This is a genomic window from Pandoraea nosoerga (assembly GCF_902459585.1).
GTDB classification, from domain to species: Bacteria; Pseudomonadota; Gammaproteobacteria; order Burkholderiales; family Burkholderiaceae; genus Pandoraea; species Pandoraea nosoerga.
The window spans coordinates 163,165-179,075 of the sequence record NZ_CABPSC010000009.1 but is presented as its reverse complement, the minus strand read 5'-3'; the positions used below and the strand labels follow the sequence as shown (position 1 = coordinate 179,075).

The 15,911-nt window shown below is 66.8% G+C and carries 12 protein-coding genes; 7 read left to right on the top strand and 5 right to left on the bottom strand.

The annotated features are described in order from the left end of the window. Window position 1 precedes the first annotated feature (1 nt). The gene (locus PNO31109_RS13275; RefSeq protein WP_150555975.1) at window positions 2-1,069 is read left to right on the top strand and encodes a serine endopeptidase; all 1,068 of its coding nucleotides are present in this window, start codon (window positions 2-4) and stop codon (window positions 1,067-1,069) included. Between the two features lie 270 nt (window positions 1,070-1,339). On the opposite strand, the gene PNO31109_RS13270 is transcribed toward PNO31109_RS13275, so the two are convergent. Both PNO31109_RS13270 and argA read right to left on the bottom strand, forming a co-directional pair. Next, a complete protein-coding gene (locus PNO31109_RS13270) occupies window positions 1,340-1,615 on the bottom strand; it encodes an oxidative damage protection protein (protein WP_039410655.1) in 276 nt (91 codons plus the stop codon). Window positions 1,616-1,836: 221 nt separating this feature from the next. After that, window positions 1,837-3,186: an amino-acid N-acetyltransferase gene (argA, locus tag PNO31109_RS13265; protein WP_150555974.1), complete on the bottom strand. Its 1,350-nt coding sequence runs from the start codon at window positions 3,184-3,186 to the stop codon at window positions 1,837-1,839. A 44-nt stretch (window positions 3,187-3,230) separates the two neighbouring features. Between argA and hrpA the strand changes: the two genes are divergently transcribed. From hrpA to PNO31109_RS13240, 5 genes are all read left to right on the top strand, one after another. Then, window positions 3,231-7,316 carry an ATP-dependent RNA helicase HrpA gene (gene hrpA, locus PNO31109_RS13260; protein WP_150555973.1) on the top strand — a complete coding sequence of 1,362 codons (4,086 nt, stop codon included), beginning with the start codon at window positions 3,231-3,233 and terminating at the stop codon, window positions 7,314-7,316. Between the two features lie 325 nt (window positions 7,317-7,641). Continuing rightward, the gene (locus PNO31109_RS13255; protein ID WP_150555972.1) at window positions 7,642-8,640 is read left to right on the top strand and encodes a YVTN family beta-propeller repeat protein; all 999 of its coding nucleotides are present in this window, start codon (window positions 7,642-7,644) and stop codon (window positions 8,638-8,640) included. Window positions 8,641-8,703: 63 nt separating this feature from the next. Further along, a complete protein-coding gene (locus PNO31109_RS13250; protein ID WP_150555971.1) occupies window positions 8,704-9,741 on the top strand; it encodes a sterol desaturase family protein in 1,038 nt (345 codons plus the stop codon). After that, window positions 9,738-10,679 (top strand): EI24 domain-containing protein, encoded by a 942-nt coding sequence (locus PNO31109_RS13245; RefSeq protein WP_150555970.1) that lies wholly within the window; start codon window positions 9,738-9,740, stop codon window positions 10,677-10,679. The genes PNO31109_RS13250 and PNO31109_RS13245 overlap by 4 nt, the downstream gene beginning before the upstream one ends. Window positions 10,680-10,826: 147 nt before the next feature. Beyond that, window positions 10,827-11,666 carry a competence/damage-inducible protein A gene (locus PNO31109_RS13240; protein WP_150555969.1) on the top strand — a complete coding sequence of 280 codons (840 nt, stop codon included), beginning with the start codon at window positions 10,827-10,829 and terminating at the stop codon, window positions 11,664-11,666. 220 nt (window positions 11,667-11,886) lie between these two features. On the opposite strand, the gene PNO31109_RS13235 is transcribed toward PNO31109_RS13240, so the two are convergent. After that, window positions 11,887-12,903 carry a zinc-binding alcohol dehydrogenase family protein gene (locus PNO31109_RS13235; RefSeq protein WP_150555968.1) on the bottom strand — a complete coding sequence of 339 codons (1,017 nt, stop codon included), beginning with the start codon at window positions 12,901-12,903 and terminating at the stop codon, window positions 11,887-11,889. 147 nt (window positions 12,904-13,050) lie between these two features. Here PNO31109_RS13235 and PNO31109_RS13230 point away from each other — a divergent pair, with 147 nt between their 5' ends. Further along, window positions 13,051-13,998 carry a LysR family transcriptional regulator gene (locus tag PNO31109_RS13230; protein ID WP_150555967.1) on the top strand — a complete coding sequence of 316 codons (948 nt, stop codon included), beginning with the start codon at window positions 13,051-13,053 and terminating at the stop codon, window positions 13,996-13,998. A 65-nt stretch (window positions 13,999-14,063) separates the two neighbouring features. Here PNO31109_RS13230 and PNO31109_RS13225 read toward each other — a convergent pair whose 3' ends face one another. Together PNO31109_RS13225 and fnr are read right to left on the bottom strand one after the other, a co-directional pair. Then, entirely contained in the window at window positions 14,064-14,498 is a 435-nt protein-coding gene (locus PNO31109_RS13225) for a YybH family protein (RefSeq protein ID WP_150555966.1), read from the bottom strand. 367 nt (window positions 14,499-14,865) lie between these two features. After that, window positions 14,866-15,594 (bottom strand): fumarate/nitrate reduction transcriptional regulator Fnr, encoded by a 729-nt coding sequence (gene fnr / locus PNO31109_RS13220; protein WP_150555965.1) that lies wholly within the window; start codon window positions 15,592-15,594, stop codon window positions 14,866-14,868. Window positions 15,595-15,911 lie beyond the last annotated feature (317 nt).

The window sequence follows — 15,911 nt, the reverse complement described above, 5'->3', positions numbered from 1 at the left end:
GATGGCTGGATCGCGTCGTCTTCCCGAAACCTGGTTCCGTCGAGGACTGTGGCTGATTGCCGTGCTGTTTGCGGCGTTCCTGATCGGTCTTGGCGGTCTCGTCGTCGATCAGTTGCCGGGCGTGGCGCAGGCGCCGACGCTCGAATCCTTCGTGGACCCGGTGCAGGCGCGGCGCGCGGATGCGGCCATCAGGCAGGCGCAGACGCAGCTCGAAGATGTGGCGAGCCAACTGGAGACGGCGCGTCTTCAGCTCAAGGCGCGCAGCACGGCGTATCGCAACGCGCGCGAGTCGTTCAACGACTGGGTCGCCACGCGCACGGCCACGGCGCAGGCCAGCCAGGATGCCGAGCTCGTGTCGCGCACGCGAGCGCTCGACGCGCTCAAGGCGGCCGAGCGCGATGCGCAGACGCAGGTCGACGGTCTTGAAGCCAAACAGCTCGATGCGCAACGCAGCGTCCAGTCGGCGCGCAATGCGCGCGATGCGCTCAACACGGCGGCCGGTGAGCAGTTGGCCGCCATGCAGCACGCGCGGGAGTTGAAGGTCTTCGGCATTCGTCTGGCGCTGACCTTGCCGCTGCTGGCGGTAGCGGGCTGGCTGTTCGTGCGTCAGCGCAAGAGCACGTGGTGGCCGTTCGTCTGGGGTTTCATCTTTTTCGCGCTGTTCGCATTCTTCGTCGAGCTGGTGCCGTATCTGCCGGACTATGGCGGCTACGTGCGCTACCTTGTGGGGATTGTGCTGACGGTATTGATCGGCCGCTATGCGATCGTCTCGCTGCAGCGATATCTGGCGCGCCAGAAGGCGGAAGAGCAGTTGCCGGACGAGGAGCGGCGCAAGACGTTGTCATACGATCTGGCGCAAGCGCGTCTGGCGAAATCGGTGTGTCCGGGTTGTGAGCGGCCGGTAAAGCTCGACGATGTCGAGCGCGACTTCTGCGTGCACTGCGGCATCTGTTTGTTCGATCGTTGCGGGACGTGCACCACGCGAAAGAACGCGTTCGCGCACTTCTGCCATCACTGCGGGGCGCGTTCGGCGGGTAGTGGCGCAGGAGGTGCAGTGAGCGCCGCATAGCGACGCCGCCCCAGGCGATCGAGCGCAGAGCAAAAGGCTGAGCCCGAAATCCGGGAACTCAGCCTTTTGCTTTTGACGGAAGGCGCTGTGTGCGAGTGCGGGGACGGATCGGCGCCCTCAATCGCTCGTCAATCGCTCCTCAATCGCCCCCCGATCGCCCCCCGATCGCCCCCGATCGGCAGTCCTTTTTGCCGCGAGTCCGGTTGATGTCCGGCTGATGTCCGGGGGAGGCCTTCGGGGCTGGGTAGCTAGACGATGCCCGGCCCTGGTTTATTCCGACGCCGGCGGTACGTACCCTTGCGCGACGTCGGCGCCTTCGCCGAAGAAGTACTTTTCGGTTTGCTTGACGAGGTACTGGCGTGCGCGCGGGTCGGCCATGTTCAGGCGATTCTCGTTGATGAGCATCGTCTGTTGCTTGAGCCACCCGGCCCACGCTTCCTTGGAGACGCTTTCCCAGAGGCGTTTGCCGAGTTCGCCGGGCATCGGCGGGAAATCGAGACCTTCGGCTTCTTTGCCGAGTTTGACGCATTGGACCATGCGGGCCATGGGGAACTCCTTCGTAATCGTGGTATGCCGGATGGCAACAAAGTGGGTTGCCGCGTTATCGGGCGGTGGCGGTGCAGACTGGCCGCGCCTGCCCGCGCGGGTGTGTCATTCCCGATCGGCCGGTGGATCTGTCCGTCGATCGTCGATAGCGGGATATGGGGGCAGCGAGGCGCAACACAAGAGACGCGTTGCATCGCGCGTGCCGGCCGCCCCGTTCACCGTTACAGTTTCTTGATCAGCACCAGCGAGCGGCGCTGCCAGTTATAGAGGCGGCGGCGGTCGGCGGGCAGGTCGTCCACGCCGGCCTTGACGAAGCCTCGCTTGAGGAACCAGTGCTCGGTGCGCGTGGTAAGCACGAACAGGCGTTCCAGTCCGCGCGCCCGGGCGCGCTGCTCGATGTGTTTGAGCAGCCGTTCGCCGTCGCCGGAGCCCTGCGCTTCCGGGTCGACCGTGAGGCAGGCCATCTCGCCGATGCGCTCGGTCGGGTACGGATAGAGCGCGGCGCAGCCGAACAGACGCCCGTCGTGCTCGATGACCGAGAAGTGGTCGATATCGCGCTCGAGCTGGTGGCGGCCGCGGCGCACGAGCGTGCCGTCCGCTTCGAGCGGTTCGATCAGTTGGAGAATGCCGCCGACGTCGTCGATCGTCGCTTCACGCAGGCTCTCGAGATTCTCGTAAGAGATCATGGTGCCCACGCCGTCGTGCGAAAACAGTTCGAGCAGCATGCTGCCGTCGAGCGCGAACGGCACGATATGGGCGCGGGCCACGCCGGCCCGGCAAGCGCGCGTGGCGTACTTCAGGTAGAACGCCGAATCGCGGTCCAGCGTGCCTTGCGACTGCATGCGCTGCGCGTCTTCGAGCGTGAGCTCGCGCTGCAGCTCGTTGTATTCGTTGAGAATGCCGGGCGTCTCGGTAATGAAGATCAGCTTGTCGGCGCGCAGCGCGATGGCCGCCGACGAAGCCACGTCTTCCATCGTGAGGTTGAACGACTGACCCGTCGGCGAGAAGCCGAGCGGTGAGAGCAGCACGATCTTGCCGTTGGCGAGCGAGAGGCGAATCGATTCCGCGTCCACCTTGCGGACCACGCCCGTATGCTGGAAGTCGACGCCGTCGACGATACCGACCGGTCGGCCGGTGACGAAGTTGCCCGAGACCACGCTGATGCGCGCGTTGCCCATGGGCGTGTTCGGCAGGCCCTGGCTGATCGACGCCTCGATGTCCAGCCGCAACTCGCCCGCCGCTTCCTTCACCGCCTCGAGCGCCGCGGCGTCCGTGATGCGCATTTGCTGGGCGAAGTGCGACTCGATATGTCGCAGGCGCATCTGCTCTTCGACCTGCGGCCTCGAGCCGTGCACCAGCACGATGTGCATGCCCATGGCGCACAGGAGGGCGACGTCCTGGATCAGGGAGTCGAGCCCGCCGGCGGCGACCAGCTCACCGCCGAAGGCGACGACGAACGTCTTGTCGCGAAATGCGTGGATGTAGGGGGCAACCGAGCGCAGCCAGTCCACGAACTGGGCCTGGCGGGCGGTCTCTTCGTCTTGTACGGCGGGGTCGGGTTCGGTCAGCATGAGTGTACGTGCGCAAACATGCGCAGATTATATAATGCGCGCCCATGGCAAGTGATGAACGAAATCGACAATCGAAGCCCCCGAAGCCGAAAGTGACGGCGCCGGGGCACACGCGCGGTCCCGCACGGCAAACGGCGGCGGCGCCCGGAACTCGCGCCACGCTGGCGGAGCGCGCCGCGCGCGAGGCCGAACGACTCGCCGCCCGGCAGGCCGCCGCCAATCGCGTGCCTGAAATCACCTTCCCCGAGGCGCTGCCCGTGTCCGGCCGCCGCGAAGAAATCGCGCGCGCCATTGCCGGGCACCAGGTCGTGATCGTGAGCGGTGAGACCGGCTCGGGCAAGACCACGCAGCTTCCCAAAATCTGCCTCGCACTCGGCCGCGGCCTCGGCGCGGGCGGCACCGGCCTGATCGGCCACACGCAGCCGCGCCGTATCGCGGCCTCGGCCACCGCGCGCCGCATCGCCGAGGAACTGAACACGCCGCTGGGCGAAATCGTCGGCTTCAAGGTCCGCTTCAACGATACGCTCTCGGGAGGTGCCTCGGTCAAGCTCATGACCGACGGCATTCTGCTCGCCGAGACGCAGACCGATCCGCTGTTGCGCGCCTACGACACGATCATCATCGACGAGGCCCACGAGCGCAGCCTGAACATCGACTTCCTGCTCGGCTATCTCAAGCAACTGCTGCCGCGCCGACCCGATCTCAAGGTGATCATCACCTCGGCCACCATCGACGCCGAGCGCTTCGCGCGCCATTTCGGCACGGGCGAGGGGGACAATCTGCGCCCGGCGCCCGTCATCGAGGTGAGCGGCCGTCTCTACCCGGTCGAAGTGCGCTACCGGCCAATCCAGGACGATGCGCGCATCGCCGCCGCGCAGGGGCGGGATGGACGTGATGGGCGCGAGGCCGGCCGGGCGAGCGCCAGGGACCGCGAACGCGATCTGATGGACGGCATCGTCGACGCCGTCGACGAACTCTGCCGCGAAGGCCCCGGCGACGTGCTGGTCTTCCTGCCCGGCGAGCGCGAAATTCGCGAGGCCGCCGAGTCGCTGCGCAAGCACCATCCGCCGCACACCGAAATTCTGCCGCTATACGCGCGGCTGTCGGCCGCCGAGCAGGAGCGCGTGTTCAAGCCGTCGAACGCCCGGCGCATCGTGCTCGCCACGAACGTGGCCGAAACGTCGCTCACCGTGCCTGGCATTCGCTACGTGGTCGACGCGGGCACCGCGCGCGTGAAGCGCTATTCGTACCGCAACAAGGTCGAGCAGCTGCAGATCGAACCGATTTCGCAGGCCGCCGCCAACCAGCGCGCCGGCCGATGCGGGCGCGTGGCCGACGGTGTTTGCATTCGCCTGTACGACGAAACGGATTTCCAGTCGCGTGCGCGTTTCACCGACCCGGAGATCCTGCGCTCGTCGCTCGCCGCGGTCATTCTGCGCATGCAGTCGCTGCGGCTCGCGAAGGTCGAGGAATTTCCGTTCATCGAGCCGCCGCCCGGACGCGCCATCGCCGACGGCTACCAGTTGCTCAACGAACTGGGCGCGGTCGACGACGCCAATCAGCTCACGCCGCTGGGCCGCGAGCTGGCGCGCCTGCCGCTCGACCCGCGCGTTGGCCGCATGATCCTCGCCGCGCGCGATCACCAGTCGCTGCGCGAAGTGCTCATCATCGCGAGTGCGCTGGCGGTGCAGGACCCGCGCGACCGGCCGATCGAGGCGCAGGACGCCGCCGACAACGCGCATCGCAAGTTTGCCGACGAGCGCAGCGAATTCCTCTCGTGGCTGAAGATCTGGCACTGGTTCGAGCAAGCCATCGCGCACAAGAAGTCGAACCGCCTGCTCGCGCAGGCGTGCCGCGACAACTTCCTCTCGCAGTTGCGCCTGCGTGAATGGCGCGACGTCCACAGCCAACTCCTCACGGTCGTGCGCGAGCAGGGCTGGCGCATCAGCGAGACCGAGGCCACCTATGAGCAGGTGCACCTGGCGCTGCTCGCCGGGTTGCTGGGCAACATCGGCTGCAAGGCCGACGACGATCCCCACTTCCTCGGCGCGCATGGCATCAAGTTTCATATCTGGCCGGGCTCGTCGCTCGTGAAGAAAGCCGGGCGCTGGGTCATGGCCGGCGAGCTCGTCGAGACCAGCCGTCTGTACGCACGCTGCGTTGCGCGCATCGAGCCCGAATGGATCGAGCGCGTGGGCAGGCACCTCGTGAAGACGTCGTTGTCCGACGCGCATTGGGAGAAGAAGGCCGCGCAGGTCGTCGCCTACGAACGTGGCACGCTCTACGGGCTCACCATCTACGCGCGCCGGCGCATGAACTTCGGTCCGCGCGATCCGCGCCGCGCGCGCGAGATATTCCTGCGCAGCGCGCTCGTGGAAGGCGAATGGGAGACGAAGCTCCCGTTCTATGCGCACAACCGCAAGCTCATCGCCGATATCGAGCAGCTCGAACACAAGTCGCGTCGGCAGGACGTGCTCGTCGACGACGAACTGATCTACGCGTACTACGACGCGCATGTGCCCGCCGGCCTGTACGACGGCGCGGGCTTCGAGCATTGGTATCGCGAGACGGCCAGGGGAGCGCCCCGGTTGCTGTTCCTGGAGCGCGAGGACCTGATGCGTCACGAGGCCGCCGGCGTCACGACCGACCTGTTCCCGAAGAAGACGGCGATCGCGGGCGTGGAAATGGCGCTCACGTACCACTTCGAGCCGGGGTCGCCGCGTGACGGGGTCACGCTCGCGGTGCCGCTGTATGCCCTGAACCAGGTCGATGCGCGCCGGTGCGAATGGCTCGTGCCGGGCATGCTCAAGGAGAAGGTCCATCTGCTGATGAAGTCGCTGCCGCAGAAACTGCGGCGCCACTTCGTGCCCTTGCCGGAATACGCGGCCGGTTTCGTCGATCGCGCCACGTTCGGACAGGGGGCGCTGCTCGACGCAGTGATTGCCGACGCGCGCGAAGCGACAGGCGTCATGCTCAGGCCGAGCGACTTCAAGCTCGAAATGCTGCCGGCGCATCTGTCGATGAACTTCAAGGTGATCGACGAGCACGGGCGTCAGCTCGGCATGGGGCGCAATCTCGCGCAGTTGCGCGCCGAACTCGGCCAGCAGGCGCAGCGCACGTTCCAGGCGCTGGCGGCAAGGAGTGGTACGACGCCGACCGGCAACGTCGCGGGCGAGGCCCGGATATCTGCGCCGCAGGCCGGCCCGGCGGGCGGCAAGGTGCCAGCCCGCGGGCAGAAGGCGTCTTCGGGGGCGCCGGCTGCGGCTGTCGAGCCGGGCCGCTACGACAATCTCACGACGTGGAGTTTCGGCGAGTTGCCGGAGATGCTCGAGATACGGCGGGGCGGGCAGATCCTGTTCGGCTATCCGGCGCTCGTCGATCGCGGCGATCACTGCGATCTGGAGGTGTTCGACGATCCGGACGAGGCGCAGCGTCAGCATCGCGCCGGGCTGCGCAGACTCTTCGCGATCCAGCTGCGCGAGCAGGTGAAGTATCTGGAAAAGAACATTCCGGGCCTGCAACAGATGGCGATGCAATACATGAATCTGGGCACGCAGGAAGAACTGCGTGCGCAGATCGTGGACCTGGCGCTCGAACGCGCATGTCTTCAGCAGCCTTGGCCGAGCGACAACGCGTCGTTCGTCGCGCGCAAGGACGAAGGGCGAGGGCGGCTCACGCTGCTCGCGCAGGAAATCGCGCGGCTGGCGGGGCAGATTCTCGCCGAGTACGCCGCGTTGCAGAAAAAGCTCGCACAGGCCAGGCCGTTCGCGCAGGCCCATGCCGACCTGATGGCGCAGTTGCAGCGGCTGGTCGGCAAGCGCTTCCTGATCGACACGCCTTATGCGCAACTGGCGCATTTCCCTCGCTACCTCAAGGCGATGGCCGCGCGCATCGACAAGCTCAAGGCCGATCCGTCGCGCGACGCTCGCGCCATGAACGAGCTCGCGCCGCTGTTGCAGAACTGGCAGCGCGCCACGTCGCAACGGCGCGATCACGACGACGCCCGGTTGGACGAGTTCCGCTGGCTGCTCGAAGAACTGCGCGTATCGCTCTTCGCGCAGGAATTGCGCACGCCGATGCCCGTATCCGTCAAGCGCCTGCACAAGGTGTGGGAGGCGCTGCAACGTTAAGGCAAGGCGCGCGGGCCGGGCGTCGCGGCGCGCCGGCGGGGCGACTCGACGCTCGATGGCGCCCGCTCCCCGTGGGGGCGGGTGCCATTCTGGTACGCCGAGCGCAGGCGGGTTTGCGCGACGTCAACAAGTGTTGCAATTGTGTTTCGTCAGATCAAAAAAGGCGGCGCCGCGGCGCGCTGGCGGGGCGTTCCCGGCCTACAATAGCGAAACTTTTTTGTGCGACGGCGAGGTGCGGTGTGCGTGCGACGACGGTCCGTGCGCGGCCCCGTTGGCGATCTGCCGACCCAGGCTTCTCCCTCTTTTTCTCCCGAGAGATTCTGCAATGCGCAAACTTCTGATCGCCGCTGGCCTGGCGGCTTCCTTCGGTCTTGCGGCACTCGCCGGCCCCGCCGCGGCGGCGACGCCTGCCGCGAGCGACGGCGTGGTCGTCGTGCTCAATTCGGCCGACGCGAGCGTCAGCCTGATCGACAAGGCCACACAGAAGGTCATTCAGACGTTCCCGGTCGGCAAGGAGCCCCATCACCTGATGGCGACGCCGGACAACCAGTCGCTCATCGTGGCGAACTCGGTGGGCAACAACCTCGTTTTCCTGGACCCGAAGACGGGCCAGATTCAGCGCAAGATCGAGAACATCGAAGACCCGTACCAGATCGGCTTCTCGCCGGACAAGAAGTGGTTCGTGGCCAACGGCCTGCGCCTCGATCGCGTGGACGTGTACCGCTACGACGGCAAGAACCTGAGCGTTGCCCAGCGCATCCCGCTCAAGAAGATGCCAAGCCACCTGGTGTTCACTCAGGACAGCCGGCTCGTGTTCATCTCGTTGCAGGAATCGAACGAGATCGCGGCGATCGATCTGGCCACGCAGAAGGTGCTGTGGAAGATGAAGGTGGGCGACAGCCCGGCCGGCGTCTGGCTCACCCCGGGCGACAAGTATCTGCTCGTGGGCATGACAGGCGCGGACTACGCCGCCGTGGTCGACTGGCGCAACCAGAAGGTGGTGAAGACGATCCCGACGGGCAGGGGCGCCCATAACTTCCGCTCGCTCGCCGACGGCAAGCACGTGCTTATCTCCAACCGCGTGTCGAGCACCATCAGCATCATCGATCAGGACGCGCTCACCAACGTCGGCAATATCACCGGGCTGCTGCCGGGCCCGGACGACATGGAGCTCTCGGCCGATCGCAAGACGCTGTGGGTGACGTTCCGCTGGGCCCGCAAGGTCGGCATCATCGACCTGGCCTCACGCAAGCTCGTCAACACCATTGCGGTCGGGCGCTCGCCGCACGGGATCTATTTCTACGACCGCGCACCAGTGCTGTAACATCGGGGCATTGCCGCCCGTGCGCTATTGACCGGGCGTCGCCACGACGCCCGGCCCCGTGACATGTTCGATTCGCTGGTCGACGGTTTTTACGCCGCTTTTTCGGCGGCGCAGACCGAGATCTACACCCGCATCGTGCAGCCCGTGCTGTACGCCACCGGGCTGATGTCGCTTGCCGACGATGCCTTCGACGCCGTCCAGTTCTTCCTGATCGGCGTGCTCCAGATCGTGCTGATGCTCGCGCTGCTGCGCCCGCTCGAGTGGCTCGCGCCGGCCGAGCGGTGGCGCGAGCGACGTGCCGTGCGCGTAGACGTGATTTACACGCTGGTGCATCGGCTCGGGCTGTTCAATCTGGTGTTCTTCTTCGTGTTGCGCCCGCTCTTCGACGCTCTGCAGGCGTGGCTGCGGCTCGCCGGCTTCGTCAACGTCAATCTGGAGGATCTCTGGCCGGGCGTGACCGATCATGCGCTGGTGAGCTTCCTCGTCTATCTGCTGGTGCTCGATTTCGCCGGCTACTGGTATCACCGCTGGAGCCACACGTTCCGATGGTGGTGGGCGCTGCATGCCGTGCATCACAGCCAGCGCCAGATGTCGTTCTGGACCGATAACCGCAACCACCTGCTCGACGATCTGATCAAGGCGGCCTTCTTTGCCGTCATTGCCATCGTGATCGGGGTGAGCCCGGTGCAGTTCGTGCTGCTCGTGGCGGTGTCGGACTGGCTGCAGAGCCTGCAGCACACCAACACGCGCCTGCGCTTCGGCCGGCTCGGCGAGCGTTTGCTCGTGAGCCCGGCGTTCCACCGCCGGCATCATGCGATCGGCGTCGGCCACGAGGGGCGCCATCGCGGCTGCAACTTCGGCGTGCTGTTCCCGTGGTGGGACATGGCGTTGGGCACCGCCGACTTTTCGCGCGCGGGCGTCGCCACCGGCATTCGCGATCAGTTGCCGCCGCCCGCGGGCCGGCTGGTCGACTACGGCGAGGGCTTCTGGGCCCAACAGTGGCTCGGCCTGCAACGCCTTTGGGCGAGCCTTCGCCCGCGCCCGGCCGCCGGCCCCGGCGCCGATTCCGCGACCCGCACCGACCGTACCGAATCTGCATGAACGATATGCTTCGCGCGCTTGGCCGCGCGCTCGTGAGTCTGTTGCACCCGCGCATGCTGTGGCTTACCGCCATGCCGTTCGTCGTCTCGGGCCTCGTGTGGGGCGCCGTGATCTGGTTCGGCTGGGAGCCGTTTACCGACTTTCTGCGCGTGTGGCTCGAGCAGTGGTCGTTCACGCAGTGGATCTACCGCTTCTTCAACTACTTCGGCGTGGACAGCGTGCGCATGGCGCTCGCACCGTTCATTCTCGTGGCGCTGCTCGTGCCGTTGATCGTCGTGACGGCGCTGCTGCTCATTGCCGGCTGGTCCATGCCCGCGGTGCTGCGGCATCTGTCGCGCCGTCACTTCATCCATCTCGAAGCCCGGCGCGGCGGCTCGTTCTGGGGCAGCCTCGGGCAGTCGCTCGGCGCGACGGCGGTTTTTCTCGTCGCAGCGCTGCTGACGCTGCCGCTGTGGCTCGTGCCGCCGTTCTTCGCGATCGTGCCGCCGCTGCTGTGGGGCTGGCTCACGTATCGCGTGATGACCTACGATGCACTTGCTTTTCACGCGAGCCCGGAGGAGCGGCGCCGCATCGTGCGCGAACGCCGTTTGCCGCTGCTCGTGATCGGCGTTGCGACGGGGCTGCTCGGCTCGCTACCGACGCTGCTGTGGGTATCCTCGGTCATCATGATCGTGCTGTTTCCCGTCATCGCGCTGCTGGCGATCTGGCTCTACGTGGTGATCTTCGTGTTCTCGGCGCTGTGGTTCGCCCACTATTGTCTGCGCGCCTTGTCGCGGCTGCGGCTCGAGGAGGAGGCCGCGGCGCGGCACGAGCCGACGCTCGGCGCGACGGTCCTGCCGATGGCGGGCACACCGCTGCCCGAGACGGAGGACCTGCCGCCCGCATCGTCTGCCTCCGGCCCGCATGGGTCGCATGGGTCACCCAACGGTTCGTCGTGAAAGTGGCACAATCGTCGAATCGCGGCCCGGTCATTCCGGCTATCGGGCCGCGCCGCACGGCGGTAGTCGGCATGACCCGCACGACGGCATGACGCGCACAACCGGCAAGTCCCTCCCAGCCCCCTGACGACAGATAAAGGAAGCATCATGGCGGTCGGCATCATCATCATCGGCGACGAAATCCTCTCCGGACGTCGCCAGGACAAACATCTGCCCAAGATCATCGAACTGCTCACCGAGCGCGGCATGCAGCTCGGCTGGGCCGAGTACGTCGGCGACGACCCGGCGCGCATTACCGCCACGCTGCGCCGCACGTTCGCGAGCGAGGACATCGTGTTCGTGACCGGCGGCATCGGCGCCACACCCGACGATCACACCCGCCAGTGCGCGGCCGCGGCGCTCAACGTTCCGCTCGTGCTCACGCCCGAAGCCGAGGCGCTCATCATGGAACGCATTGCCGACACGAGCCCCGACGGGCGCGCCGACATGAGCCAGCCCGACAACCGGCATCGCCTGAAGATGGGAGAGTTCCCGGTCGGGGCGCGGATCCTGCCCAATCCGTACAACAAGATTCCGGGCTTCTCGATCGATCACCATCACTTCATGCCCGGCTTCCCGGTCATGGCATGGCCGATGATGGCCTGGGTGCTCGACACGTACTACGCCGACCTGCATCACCTCACGCAGCACGCGGAACGCTCGGTGCTCGTCTTCGGGCTGGCGGAATCGACGCTCACGCCGCTCATGGAAACCATCGAAGCCGAATATGCGGGGGTGAAGGTGTTCAGCTTGCCCAGCGTGGGCGATGCGCAGCGCGGCGGCGTGTACGCGCGACGTCACATCGATCTGGGCGTCAAGGGCGATTCCGCGCTGGTCGGCGCGGCGTTCGAGCGGCTGCTCGCGGGCGTGAGCGCGTTGGGCGGCGAGATCATTCACCCGGCCGATGCGCTGGCCGTGCCGGAGGGCACGGCGCGCGCGGCGAAGTAGGAGGGGCTGGCTCGCGGGTGCGGGCCCTCCGGCCGCCGGCCGATCGACGTGCGGTGTTCGTCTCGTAGCGAATTGCGCCCGGCCGGGCGCTAGCGCGCAGGCGAGAATTCGGGAGAGTCTGGGAGAGCCCGAGAGAGCATGAGGCGCATAAGAAAGCGGCGCTTGCCTTTGACGGGCAAGCGCCGTTGCGCTATCGGGCGTCGGTCGCGCTTCTCGTCAGTCAGAATCCCGCCAGGACGAGCTTGCCGATGGTGCGGCCGCCTTCGAGCTGCGCGTGTGCGCGGCGCAGGTTCACGGCATTGATCGGGCCGATCACTTCGCCCAGGGTCGTGCGCAGCGTGCCCGCGTCGATCAGCCGTGCCACCTCGGTGAGCAGCTTGTGCTGCGCGATCATGTCAGGCGTCTCGTACATCGCTCGCGTGAACATGAATTCCCAGACGAACGTGGCACTCTTGCTCTTGAGCAGGCCGACCTCGAGCGGGCCGGCGTTCTCCACGATCGAGCAGATCTTGCCCTGCGGGGCGACGGCCTGCGCCATTGCCGGGAAGTGCGAATCGGTGTCGTTCAGGCACAGCACGTAGTCCACTTGCGGCAGACCGAGCGCGAGCAGTTGCGCAGGAATGTCCTGCGTGTGATCGACGACGTGCTGCGCGCCGAGCTGACGGCACCAGTCGCTCGATTCCGGCCGTGACGCCGTGGCCACGATCGTCAGCTGCGCGAGACGCCGCGCGAGTTGGATGGCGATGGAGCCCACGCCGCCCGCACCGCCGATGATCAGAATCGACTTGCCTTGATCGGCGCCGTCCGGCGCGATGCCGAGGCGGTCGAACAGGGCTTCCCACGCGGTGATCGTCGTGAGCGGCAGGGCGGCGGCGTTCACGAAGTCGAGCGACGTCGGCATGTGGCCGACGATGCGCTCGTCCACCAGATGGAATTCGCTGTTCGTGCCCGGCCGCGTAATGCTGCCCGCGTAGTAGACCGGATCGCCGACCTGGAACAGTTTGACGTCCGGTCCGACGGCGGCGACGGTGCCGGCCGCGTCCCAGCCGAGTACGCGCGGCGTGTCCTCGACCTTGTCCTTGGGCGCACGCACCTTCGTGTCGACGGGGTTCACGGAAATGGCTTCGACCTTCACCAGCAGGTCGTGCCCGGCGGGTGTCGGCGTCGGTAATTCGATGTCCTCGAGCGACCTGGGGTCGTCGATGGGCAGATATCGGGTCAGTCCTACGGCTTTCATCGGTTTTCTCCTGTTGATGATAGGCGCCGCCGGGGGATGCGTTGGCGACGCCTGCGAGGCTCGCAATGGAGTCGGGCAAGATTACGGCTGGTCGATTGATTTGATAATCCGCATAATGACGAAAAGATTTTTTGGAATATCCATCAAATGGCATTGGACCTCGACGCGGTCGCATTGTTCGTTCGCGTAGCGGCGCTGGGTAACGTATCGGCGGCCGGGCGCGAGCGCGGACTGTCGCCGGCGAGCGCCAGTACACGCCTGGCGCAGCTCGAAAGTGTGCTGGGCGCGCGTCTGTTGCACAGAACAACGCGCCGCGTTGCACTGACGCAGGAAGGCGAGCAGTTTCTGTCACATGCGCAGGTACTGCTTGCCGCGCAAGCGCAGGCGCTCGCCAGCGTGGGGCAGGGGTACGCGGCGCCGCAGGGGCGCCTTCGCGTATCGTGTTCGTCCTCGTTCGGACGCCAGCACGTCTCGCCCGCACTGCCCGTGTTCCTGGCGCAGTACCCCGGCATATCGCTCGATTTCCGGCTCACGGACCGGGTCGTCGATCTGATCGAGGAAGGCGTGGATCTGGCGATTCGGGTGGGGGCGTTGCGAGATTCGTCACTCGTCGCGCGCAAACTGGCGCCCAATCGCCGGACGTTGTGTGCGTCTCCCGCCTATCTGGCCGCGCGCGGCGTGCCCAGGCATCCGGGCGATCTCGCCGCGCATGATTGCCTGATTCTGGGGGAGCAGCGCGACTGGCGCTTCGTGACGCCCGGCGGCGCGCTCAGCGTGCGCGTGAACGGGCGGCTCGCGTCCGACAACGGCGAGGTGCTGCGCGACGCCGTGCTGGCCGGGCTCGGCATTGCGCTGAAGTCGACGTGGGACGTCGGCGTGCATCTGAAGCGAGGCGAGCTGGTGCCGGTGCTGCCGGCCTATCCGCTGGCCGAGGAAGTGGCGATCTGGGCCGTCTACCCGAGCCGGGCGTTCGTGCCGCCCAAGACGCACGCGTTGATCGAATTCCTGCAGGCGCGGTTCGGCCCGGTCCCGTACTGGGATGTCGAAAACGGGGACGGTGGCCACAGCGCGGCGCACGGTGCGGCCGGCGTATGAACTCGCCGGCGAGGGCCGGGGCACGGGATGCCGCACACGCCGAGCGCGGCGCCGGCGGCGCCTTTTCAATGCAGCCGGTGCGCGCGCGAGGCCTGCGTGCTGCTGTCTTCGTGGCCGATGGCGGGACTGGCGTGGTGCAGGACGAGCCGCCAGCCGTCCGCTTCCTTGAGATAGACGTTCGTTGCGAGCACGAACGCGTAGCGCGCCTCGGGATGGGACTCGACCAGGATCTGCTCGAGCACGTTGTGCACGGCGCAAAGCGGATTGTGGGCCACCTGCAGATGGCTGACGGCGACCTGCAGGCCGCCGTTGGCCAGCACTTGCCGCCAACTGGCGCGCACCGCCGCCGGACCGACGTGGCGCGGCCCCGCGGGATGAATGCAGACGATCTCCTCGTCTTCCGACCAGACGTCCATCAGCGCATCGGTGTCGCCGGCGCGCACTGCTTCGTAGTACGCATGCTCGGCGTCTTCCGGACTCAGGTATATGGCTGCGGGCATAACGGCGGCCTCCGTCGGTGTGACGCGCCGGGGAGTGCGTTCGAGCGACGTTGCAGACGATGAGCGGGGCATGCGTCGGTCGACCCGGCGAACGCGCCGATTATGGAGCGTTTGCCCGGGCTTGTCGAACGTTGCTCCGGCCGCGTCGCGCGCGGGCGAGCGCCGTCGCGACGCGGCGCGACTCTTGATCTGGCGCAAGGCGGGCGCCCGGGCGGGCCGGTAGCTTATGCGAAACGCGGGGAAGCGTTGTCTGGCGATGCCGGAGGGCGTGGGGATGGGGAAAAGGGGAAGACGGCGCAGGGGTGTGGGATATGGGACGAGCGGTGAAGGGGGGGCGAAGGGGGGCGAAGGCGCCCCCGGTTGCCCGTCAGCACGGTACGCCGGCGAGCTCGCGCAGCGCGGCCGCGTCGATGATCTTCACGTGGCGCTGGCGAATTTCGATCATGCCGTTCTGCGCAAAACGCGAGAAAAGACGGCTGACCGTCTCGAGCTTGAGGCCGAGGAAGCTGCCGATTTCTTCGCGGCTCATGCGCAGCACGAATTCGTTGGCGGCGTAGCCGCGCGCGGCCAGCCGCTCGGACAGGTTGAGCAGGAACACGGCCAGCCGCTCCTCGGCGCGCATGGTGCCGAGCGCGAGCAGTTGCTGGTGTTCGTTGCGGATTTCCTGGCTCATCAGGCGATGCAACTGGCGCTGCAGCGACGGCACCTGGCGCGAGAGCGTCTCGAGCTCGCCGAAGCGGGCGATGCACAGTTCGCTGTCCTCGAGCGCGATGGCCGTGCTCGGATGGTGGCTGTCGGCAACGGCGTCCAGCCCGATGAGCTCGCCCTGCAGATGGAAGCCGACGACCTGCTCGCGGCCGTCAGGTGCGGTAACGCAGCTCTTGAGGGAGCCGAAGCGAATGCCGTAGACGGCATTGAGCGAATCGTTGGCGTGATAAAGCACTTCGCCTTTCTTGAGGCGGCGGCGTTCGTTGACGAGCGCATCCAGTCGTTCCAGCTCGGGCGTCGGGATGCCGACGGGCAGGCAGAACTGCCCCAGCGAGCATGTGGAACAACGGGGCTGAGCGATCGGAATGCGATCGTTTTCGGTGGTCATGGAGGCCCCTGAAGTTATTTCAGAAGTTTACCATGAGGCGTGCACCTGTCGTCTCTACGCCAGGGCGCGCGGCTGTGCGCCCGCGATTCGTGGACGGCGCGCGGGGCCTGCGCCTGGCGCGGGCCGCCTCTGCGCACGCCCTTGCCGGGTGGCGGATGCGGCGGATGCGGTGCGCGGTGCCGGGGCGCTTCGACGCGGGTTGTGCGACACGGTGGCGCAAGGGGGGAGGGATAAGGGGGAGGGATAAGGGGGAGGGGATGATGGGATAAGGGGGTGAGCGAGGCCCGGGTTTCGACGACGCTTTACGGGCGTCGGCG

Bases quoted from the DNA above. Each gene is read 5' to 3' on its own strand.
- PNO31109_RS13250 (WP_150555971.1), top strand. From the start codon at position 8,704: ATGTTCGATTCGCTGGTCGACGGTTTTTACGCCGCTTTTTCGGCGGCG.
- PNO31109_RS13235 (WP_150555968.1), bottom strand. From the start codon at position 12,903: ATGAAAGCCGTAGGACTGACCCGATATCTGCCCATCGACGACCCCAGG.
- PNO31109_RS13230 (WP_150555967.1), top strand. From the start codon at position 13,051: ATGGCATTGGACCTCGACGCGGTCGCATTGTTCGTTCGCGTAGCGGCG.
- PNO31109_RS13240 (WP_150555969.1), top strand. From the start codon at position 10,827: ATGGCGGTCGGCATCATCATCATCGGCGACGAAATCCTCTCCGGACGT.
- PNO31109_RS13270 (WP_039410655.1), bottom strand. From the start codon at position 1,615: ATGGCCCGCATGGTCCAATGCGTCAAACTCGGCAAAGAAGCCGAAGGT.
- argA (WP_150555974.1), bottom strand. From the start codon at position 3,186: ATGCTGACCGAACCCGACCCCGCCGTACAAGACGAAGAGACCGCCCGC.
- PNO31109_RS13225 (WP_150555966.1), bottom strand. From the start codon at position 14,498: ATGCCCGCAGCCATATACCTGAGTCCGGAAGACGCCGAGCATGCGTAC.
- PNO31109_RS13245 (WP_150555970.1), top strand. From the start codon at position 9,738: ATGAACGATATGCTTCGCGCGCTTGGCCGCGCGCTCGTGAGTCTGTTG.
- PNO31109_RS13275 (WP_150555975.1), top strand. From the start codon at position 2: ATGGCTGGATCGCGTCGTCTTCCCGAAACCTGGTTCCGTCGAGGACTG.
- PNO31109_RS13255 (WP_150555972.1), top strand. From the start codon at position 7,642: ATGCGCAAACTTCTGATCGCCGCTGGCCTGGCGGCTTCCTTCGGTCTT.
- fnr (WP_150555965.1), bottom strand. From the start codon at position 15,594: ATGACCACCGAAAACGATCGCATTCCGATCGCTCAGCCCCGTTGTTCC.
- hrpA (WP_150555973.1), top strand. From the start codon at position 3,231: ATGGCAAGTGATGAACGAAATCGACAATCGAAGCCCCCGAAGCCGAAA.